Source organism: Bacillus sp. LR_5, assembly GCF_042709275.1.
Genome location: NZ_JAVAXX010000291.1, coordinates 1 through 7,565, shown reverse-complemented (window position 1 = coordinate 7,565; position 7,565 = coordinate 1). Strand labels below are relative to the sequence as shown.

General features: G+C 44.2%; 8 protein-coding genes. 7 read left to right on the top strand and 1 reads right to left on the bottom strand.

Annotated elements, in window-relative coordinates; genetic code table 11:
* Nucleotides 1-159 precede the first annotated feature (159 nt).
* From RAC86_RS32200 to sirC, 7 genes are all read left to right on the top strand, one after another.
* Complete coding sequence (locus tag RAC86_RS32200) at nucleotides 160-861, top strand: phosphoadenylyl-sulfate reductase (RefSeq protein WP_003238646.1); 702 nt, start codon at nucleotides 160-162, stop codon at nucleotides 859-861.
* Between the two features lie 11 nt (nucleotides 862-872).
* Nucleotides 873-1,937, top strand: a complete 1,065-nt coding sequence (gene cysP, locus RAC86_RS32195; RefSeq protein ID WP_217001955.1) for a sulfate permease — start codon at nucleotides 873-875, stop codon at nucleotides 1,935-1,937.
* A 48-nt stretch (nucleotides 1,938-1,985) separates the two neighbouring features.
* Nucleotides 1,986-3,134 (top strand): sulfate adenylyltransferase, encoded by a 1,149-nt coding sequence (sat, locus tag RAC86_RS32190; RefSeq protein ID WP_377886460.1) that lies wholly within the window; start codon nucleotides 1,986-1,988, stop codon nucleotides 3,132-3,134.
* A 12-nt stretch (nucleotides 3,135-3,146) separates the two neighbouring features.
* The gene (cysC, locus tag RAC86_RS32185) at nucleotides 3,147-3,740 is read left to right on the top strand and encodes an adenylyl-sulfate kinase (protein WP_015252120.1); all 594 of its coding nucleotides are present in this window, start codon (nucleotides 3,147-3,149) and stop codon (nucleotides 3,738-3,740) included.
* Nucleotides 3,741-3,838: 98 nt separating this feature from the next.
* Entirely contained in the window at nucleotides 3,839-4,612 is a 774-nt protein-coding gene (gene cobA, locus RAC86_RS32180; protein ID WP_029946173.1) for a uroporphyrinogen-III C-methyltransferase, read from the top strand.
* A 2-nt stretch (nucleotides 4,613-4,614) separates the two neighbouring features.
* Nucleotides 4,615-5,400: a sirohydrochlorin chelatase gene (sirB, locus tag RAC86_RS32175; RefSeq protein WP_086343827.1), complete on the top strand. Its 786-nt coding sequence runs from the start codon at nucleotides 4,615-4,617 to the stop codon at nucleotides 5,398-5,400.
* Complete coding sequence (gene sirC, locus RAC86_RS32170) at nucleotides 5,381-5,869, top strand: precorrin-2 dehydrogenase (protein WP_377886457.1); 489 nt, start codon at nucleotides 5,381-5,383, stop codon at nucleotides 5,867-5,869. Before sirB ends, sirC begins: the two co-directional genes overlap by 20 nt.
* Nucleotides 5,870-5,908: 39 nt before the next feature.
* Here the strand turns inward: sirC and rqcH are convergent, their stop codons facing one another.
* A complete protein-coding gene (gene rqcH / locus RAC86_RS32165; protein ID WP_377886456.1) occupies nucleotides 5,909-7,564 on the bottom strand; it encodes a tRNA modification protein RqcH in 1,656 nt (551 codons plus the stop codon).
* Between the last annotated feature and the right edge of the window lies 1 nt (nucleotide 7,565).

Genomic DNA, 7,565 nt, shown 5'->3' with positions numbered 1-7,565 from the left:
GCATGCTGTTCCTGTCTTTCTTTCCGCCGGATTGAAAGTTTTTTATTTTAAGAGGTAAAAAGGCTATCTGTATATCAGCAGCCGCGAATCACATTACATGGGAAAAGACAACCGGCAGAAAGCTACTGTTTGTTTGTCTCCGAAAGGAGGAAAGAAGAAATGTTAACGTATGATAATTGGGAAGAACCAACGATTACATTTCCGGAAGACGATCCTTATAAAGGAGCGCTGTCAGTTTTAAAATGGGCATACGGCCATTATGGCAATCAACTTGTTTATGCCTGCAGTTTCGGAATTGAGGGAATCGTTCTGATTGACTTAATTTATAAAGTGAAAAAAGACGCAGAGATTGTGTTTCTTGATACAGGACTTCATTTTAAAGAAACCTATGAAACAATTGAACGAGTGAAAGAGCGTTATCCGGGTCTTAATATCATCCTGAAAAAACCAGATCTCACCCTTGAGGAACAAGCCGAAGAATATGGAGACAAACTGTGGGAAAGAGAGCCGAATCAGTGCTGCTATCTTAGAAAGGTCGTTCCTTTAAGAGAGGCGCTTTCAGGACATCCAGCCTGGCTTTCCGGCCTGCGCCGTGATCAAGGGCCAAGCCGTGCCAATACGAATTTCTTAAACAAAGATGAAAAATTCAAGTCAGTAAAAGTTTGCCCGCTTATCCATTGGACTTGGAAAGACATTTGGAGATACACATCCCGGAATGAACTGGACTACAATCCGCTTCATGACCAAGGATATCCAAGTATTGGCTGTGCGCCTTGCACTGCTCCCGCTTTTACAGCAGAGGATTTGCGCTCAGGCAGATGGAATGGTATGGCGAAAACAGAATGCGGACTGCATGAATAAGGAGCTGCAAAATGGAATTAGCCGCTATTTTATTTAGCTTGTTTTTCGCGATGAATATTGGTGCAAGCGGCGCTGCAGCTTCGATGGGGGTTGCTTACGGCTCCGGAGCCATCAAAAAGAAAACCTACGCTTTGATCCTATGCGCAGTCGGTGTCTTTACCGGGGCGGTCATTGGCGGAGGCGAGGTTGTAAAAACAATCAGCTCCGGCATTATTCCTGAGCAGACGATTACACTGACGATTGTTTGCATCATTATTGGAGCTGCTGCCCTGTCGCTCTTTACTGCTAATCTGCTCGGCATTCCTTTGTCGACAAGTGAAGTAACAGTCGGCGCGGTTGTCGGCGTGGGAGTGGCTTATAAAGTATTGTTTGTGAACAATCTTCTGATCATTGTGTCATTTTGGGTTTTTGTCCCGCTGTTCGCTTTCGGCTTCACCTATTTCGTATCTAAGCTGTTTCGTTATTTTAAGATTGAAGTAAAATCTTCTAAAAAACAAAAAATCCTCGGCATTGTTTTGTTAGTTGCCGGATTTTTCGAAGCATTCTCTGCCGGCATGAATAACGTGGCGAATGCTGTTGGCCCGTTAGTAGCTGCCGATGTGCTTGATGTCGGAAAAGGAACCTTGTATGGAGGAGCTTTTGTTGCTCTTGGCGCACTGTTATTAGGCCGGCGTGTGCTAGAAACAAACGGGAAGAAAATTACGAGATTCTCCAAAGGGGAAGGCATTCTCTTATCCGGTACAGGAGCGGGACTGGTGATCATCAGTTCTGTATTTGGGATGCCGGTGCCCTTGGCGCAAGTCACGTCATCGTCTATTATCGGAATAGGCATGGCAAAAAACGGTCCGAACGTGTTCCATAAACAAGTTGTTCAAACGATGCTGAAGGTATGGATCGTATCGCCGTTTTTATCTTTATCGATTTCTTATCTGCTTGTATCCTTGTTTTTAAAAGCAGATTATTATTCGATCTTTATCATGGTAAGTGTGCTTTTAGCGACGGGCGGTGCCGTCAGCCTGACAAAGGCCATTCGTAAAGAGAGACGCTCAGTCCACGAACAAGGCGGGGGAATCTGATCATTAATCTGAGTAATTTTATAAGTTAACTAGGAGGAGATGGATATTATGAGCTTAGCACCACACGGAGGAACATTAATAAACAGAGTAGATGAATCATATGATGTGAGCGGCATTCAAAAAGAAATTGAACTTGATTTAATTTCTTTCGCGGATTTGGAATTGATCGGTATCGGTGCATACAGCCCGATTGAAGGTTTCTTTAATGAAAAAGATTACGTATCTGTGGTCGAAAACATGCGTCTTTCTTCCGGCGTTGTCTGGTCTCTTCCAATCACGCTTCCGGTCGATGCGCAAAAAGCAGCGGAATTGTCACTTGGTGAAACGGTAAAGTTAACGTATGAAGGAGAAACATACGGCGTTATCCAAATCGAAGACCTGTACGTGCCTGACAAACAAAAAGAAGCTGTCAATGTGTACAAAACAGATGAACAGGAGCATCCTGGTGTTAAAAAGCTGTTCAGCCGCGGCAATACATATGTCGGCGGGCCGATTACGTTGATTAAAAAAGCTTCAAAACAGTTCCCTGAATTTACATTTGAACCGTCAGAAACGAGACGCCAGTTTGCGGAAAATGGCTGGGAAACCATTGTCGGTTTCCAAACAAGAAACCCTGTTCACAGAGCGCATGAATACATTCAAAAAACGGCTCTTGAAACAGTAGACGGCTTGTTCTTGAATCCGTTAGTAGGTGAAACAAAATCTGATGACATTCCAGCTGATGTACGGATGGAAAGCTACCAAGTGCTTCTTGATCATTACTACCCGAAAGATCGCGTTTTCCTTGGTGTCTTTTTAGCGGCGATGCGTTATGCAGGCCCGAGAGAAGCAATTTTCCATGCGCTTGTCAGAAAGAACTACGGCTGCACACATTTCATCGTCGGCCGCGATCATGCAGGTGTAGGTGACTATTACGGAACATACGAGGCGCAGGAGCTCTTTGATACCTTTAAACCTGAAGAACTCGGGATTACGCCGCTGAAATTCGAGCACAGCTTCTTCTGTAAAAAATGCGGAAATATGGGAACCGCGAAAACATGCCCTCATGGCAGAGAGCATCACGTCATTTTATCAGGCACTAAGGTAAGAGGCATGCTGAGAGACGGTGTGCTGCCGCCTGCTGAATTCAGTCGAAAAGAAGTCGTAGAAGTGTTAATCAAAGGGATGAAGAAAAAAGAAGAAGCAGGCGTATCTTAAGGAGGACTGGCAGTGACAAATCGCGATATTGTATGGCATGAAGCCTCTATCACAAAAGAAGAGTACCAGCAAAAAAACAAGCATAAAAGCTCCATTCTCTGGCTGACAGGGTTAAGCGGCTCAGGCAAATCAACCATTGCCAACGCCGCTGCGAGAGAATTGTTTGAGCAAGGCTACCAAGTGATTGTGCTGGACGGGGATAATATCCGTCACGGCTTAAATAAGGATCTTGGTTTTTCAGATGAAGACCGAAAAGAAAACATCCGCCGAATCGGAGAGGTGGCAAAGCTTTTTGTTCAGCAGGGAACCATTGTGATTACTGCTTTTATCTCTCCTTTCCGCGAGGACAGACAACAGGTTCGCGAGCTTGTGGAAGCGGGCGAATTTAATGAAGTCTACATTAAATGCGACCTTGATATTTGTGAACAAAGAGATCCGAAAGGGCTTTACAAAAAAGCAAGAAACGGCGAGATTCCGTTTTTTACAGGAATTGATTCTCCTTATGAAGAACCGGAAGCTCCAGAGCTCGTTCTTGATTCAGGACAACATGACCGTGAAGCGTGTAAAAATCAGCTGATCGAGTTTGTTAAACAAAAATTGAGCTGAATATGATCTGCTGCGTTCTTCTCAGATGCCGGAATGCAAGCGAGAACATCATCACAGCGAATGCTCTGGAAGAACTCGAATAGATCGGGGGAAATACGATGGGGAAAGTATATATTGTAGGAGCGGGTCCTGGTGACCCTGATCTGCTGACAATTAAAGCGCTGAAAGCCATTGAAAAAGCTGATGTCATCTTATATGACAGATTAGTAAATAAAGAGATTTTACAATATGCCAAAGAGCAAGCAGACCTGATCTACTGCGGGAAGCTTCCAGATTTTCATACGATGAAGCAGGAAACCATCAATCGATTTCTTGTGAAGTATGCGCAAAAAGGGAAAATGGTTGTCAGACTGAAAGGCGGAGACCCTTTTGTGTTCGGCAGAGGAGGGGAAGAAGCGGAATGCCTCTCTGAAAATGGAATTCCGTTTGAAATCATCCCCGGCATTACGTCTGGAATCGCGGCAGCCGCTTATGCCGGGATTCCTGTTACTCATCGGGAGGCGGGCTCTAACGTCGCTTTTGTAACGGGTCATTATAAAAAAGAAGAAGATTTTGAGGAAAAGTGGAAAGCGCTGGCTACAGGAATTGATACACTTGTCATCTATATGGGTATCAAAAACGTGCAGCAGATTGAAAGAAAACTCCTTGAAAACGGCCGGGACGGTTCTACGCCGGCAGCCTTTATTCATTGGGGAACAACGGACAAGCAAAAATCTGTTTTTTGTACAGTTGACACCCTTTCAGAAACGGTGATAAAAGAAAACATTACAAATCCGAGTTTAATTGTCATTGGAAATGTTGTAAATTATCACTATAAGCTGGAATGGTTTGAATCTGAACTGAAAAAACAAGATTTAAGCGAGGCGTTGTAAAAATGAAACAAGCAATTTTATATGTCGGCCACGGCAGCCGGGTCAAAAAAGCGCAGCAAGAAGCCGCAGCCTTTTTGGAAGGATGCAAGGCCCACATCTCTGTGCCAGTACAAGAAATCAGCTTTTTAGAGCTTCAGGAGCCGACAATTGAGACAGGATTTGAAGCATGTGTGAAGCAAGGCGCCACTCATATCGCAGTGGTGCCTCTGCTTCTTTTAACAGCTGCGCATGCAAAACATGATATTCCGGAAGAAATTGCGCGTGTTGCATCTCGATATCCGTCAATCCGCATTTCATACGGAAAGCCGATCGGGATTGACGAAGAAGTAGTCAAGGCTGTATATCACCGAATGAAAGACATAGGTGTTCCATATGAAAATGCCAGAGTGGTACTCATCGGAAGGGGAAGTTCAGATCCAGATGTCAAAAGAGACGTAACCGGTATTGCTAATCTTCTTCAGGAAATGATTCCAGTCAAGGAAGTCATTCCGTGCTTTTTGACAGCATGCGGCCCTAATTACAAAGAGGTTTTTTCAGAACTTAAAAAAGATGACGGCATAACAACCTTTATCGTTCCATATTTGCTCTTTACGGGTATGCTGATGAACGAAATCGAACGAGAGGTTCAGAAATTAAAAGCTCATAATCCGAACGTCTACCTCTCTTCCTATATCGGTTTTCATCCTCATGTGAAAAACGCATTTTTGAACCGTGTGAGAGAAACTGCGGCAAATCCTGAGGGGCAATTTGATTTTGATGGAGGTTCATATGCTTCCGCTGCACATTAGCCTGGAAAAGAAGAAGGTTGTGATTGTGGGGGGCGGCAGCATCGCTCTCAGAAGGCTGAAAACGGTGATTTCTGAGGGAGCTGATATAACGCTCGTCAGTCCGGATGTTGAACCGGAAATCAAGCAAATGGCAGAAGAGCGACGTATCAAATGGGAAAAACGGACAATTGAAAAAGAAGATTATCTCAATGCTTTCTTAATTATTGCCGCGACGGATAATGCGGCAGTGAACAAAGAAATTGCCAAATCCGCTTCGCCTTTTCAGCTTGTCAATTGTGTCAGTGACGCTGAGCTTGGCAATGTATATATGCCGAAAATCGTAAAAAGAGGGCATGTCACTGTGTCTGTTTCTACAAGCGGAGCAAGTCCAAAGCACACGAAAGAGCTTGCTGAAAACGTGGATAAGCTGATTGACGGCGATTTTATTGCTGAAGTGAACAGGCTTTATCAGGTGAGAAGGAAGAAATAAGCCAGAGCATACAAATGCTCTGGCTTTTCTTTATGCGGCTCAGCTTTTTTTGAGCTTGATGACAGTATCAGCATCAGGCGTGACAAAGACGGTATGCTGGCTGTCATAGGTGACGAAACCGGGTTTCGCGCCGTTTGGTTTTTTGACATGTCTGATTTTTGTATAATCTACAGGCACTGAACTTGAATCTTTAGCTTTTGAAAAATAAGCTGCAATTGTCGCGGCTTCCATGATTGTTTGCTCATCCGGTTCGCTACTTCTGATCACAACGTGGGAGCCTGGAATGTCCTTCGTGTGAAGCCAGATATCGTCTCTGGCCGCCACTCTTGTCGTTAAATATTCATTTTGACGATTGTTCTTACCCACTAAAATTGTCAGCCCTGAGGTGGATTCATATGTTTCTAACACCGGATTGTGCGGTTTTTGCTTTTTCTGGCCTTTTTGCTGCTTAGGGCGTAAATATTTGCCCTCTACAAGCTCTTCCCTGATTTCGCTAATATCCCGGGGAGAAGCGGACGAAAGCTGCTGAATCAGCTGATCAAAATATTCGATCTCTTCCTGTGCCAGCCTGATTTGCTCCTCGACAACTGCGACCGAATTTTTCGCTTTCTGATACTTCGTGAAATAGGCCTGTGCGTTTTCAGAAGGCGTTTTGTTTGGGTTTAAAGGAATCGTGATTGTCGGGCTTTCTTCATCATAATAATTGATGACCTCAGCCTGTTTATCACCTTTTTTCAGCATATATAAATTAGCGGTTAAAAGCTCTCCGTAAAGCTGAAACCCCTTCGCGTTTTCCGAATACTCCAGGGTTTTCTCTAATTTTTTGATTTTGTTGGCATTCTTCTTCCGTTCGTTCACAACAAAACGCTCAAGATCCTGAGCCTGTTGCTTGACCCGGTCTCGTTCAGCTTTTCCGAAATAAAAACGGTCGAGCAGTTCGCTTAATGAATCAAAACGGCGCGCTTCGCCCTTTAGATGAGTCAGCTCCAGTAAATAAAAATATTCCTTTCCGTTTACAGTCGTAATGTTGGGAATGAAACGGTGCTCTTTCACTTCGGCAAACAGTGCCAGCAACGCTTTTGGCAGTGTGACTTTGTTGGCAAGGCCTGCTCTGTGAACCGCTTCTTTGGCGAAAAGCGGAGACACGCCTGAAAAGTGGTCGACAATTTGTTTATCAAGCCTTCCTTCTTGAAAGCTGAGGTGACGCAAAATATCATCTTCTGACGCCTCAAGAGGCGATATTTTGTCCTGAGCAGGCGGAAGCTTATAATCTTGGCCGGGCAGTACTGTACGGTAGCTGTTCATTGACGGTGATAAATGCTTAAGTCCGTCGATGATCACATTTTCTGCTGCGTCAGTCAAAATGATATTGCTGTGGCGGCCCATAATTTCTACATAAAGCTTTCGTACGGTTTCATCGCCAATTTCGTTTCGGCTTTTGATATGAAAAATCATAATGCGGTCTAAGTCCGCTTGTTCAATTTTCTCAATGAATCCGCCTTCGATATGCTTTCTCAGCAACATGCAAAACATTGGCGGTTCGCTTGGATTTTCATAAGCTTGTGCCGTGATATGCACCCGTGAATAGCTCGGATGTGCCGATAATAATAGTTTTTGGTTTTTTCCCTTGGCACGGATGTGGAAAATCACATCGTGCTTATATGGCTGATGGATTTTTGTAATTCGTCCGCCCATT

Coding starts and splice junctions, on each gene's coding strand:
- cobA (WP_029946173.1), top strand. CDS start 3,839: ATGGGGAAAGTATATATTGTAGGAGCGGGTCCTGGTGACCCTGATCTG.
- cysP (WP_217001955.1), top strand. CDS start 873: ATGGAATTAGCCGCTATTTTATTTAGCTTGTTTTTCGCGATGAATATT.
- RAC86_RS32200 (WP_003238646.1), top strand. CDS start 160: ATGTTAACGTATGATAATTGGGAAGAACCAACGATTACATTTCCGGAA.
- sirC (WP_377886457.1), top strand. CDS start 5,381: ATGCTTCCGCTGCACATTAGCCTGGAAAAGAAGAAGGTTGTGATTGTG.
- sat (WP_377886460.1), top strand. CDS start 1,986: ATGAGCTTAGCACCACACGGAGGAACATTAATAAACAGAGTAGATGAA.
- sirB (WP_086343827.1), top strand. CDS start 4,615: ATGAAACAAGCAATTTTATATGTCGGCCACGGCAGCCGGGTCAAAAAA.
- rqcH (WP_377886456.1), bottom strand. CDS start 7,564: ATGGGCGGACGAATTACAAAAATCCATCAGCCATATAAGCACGATGTG.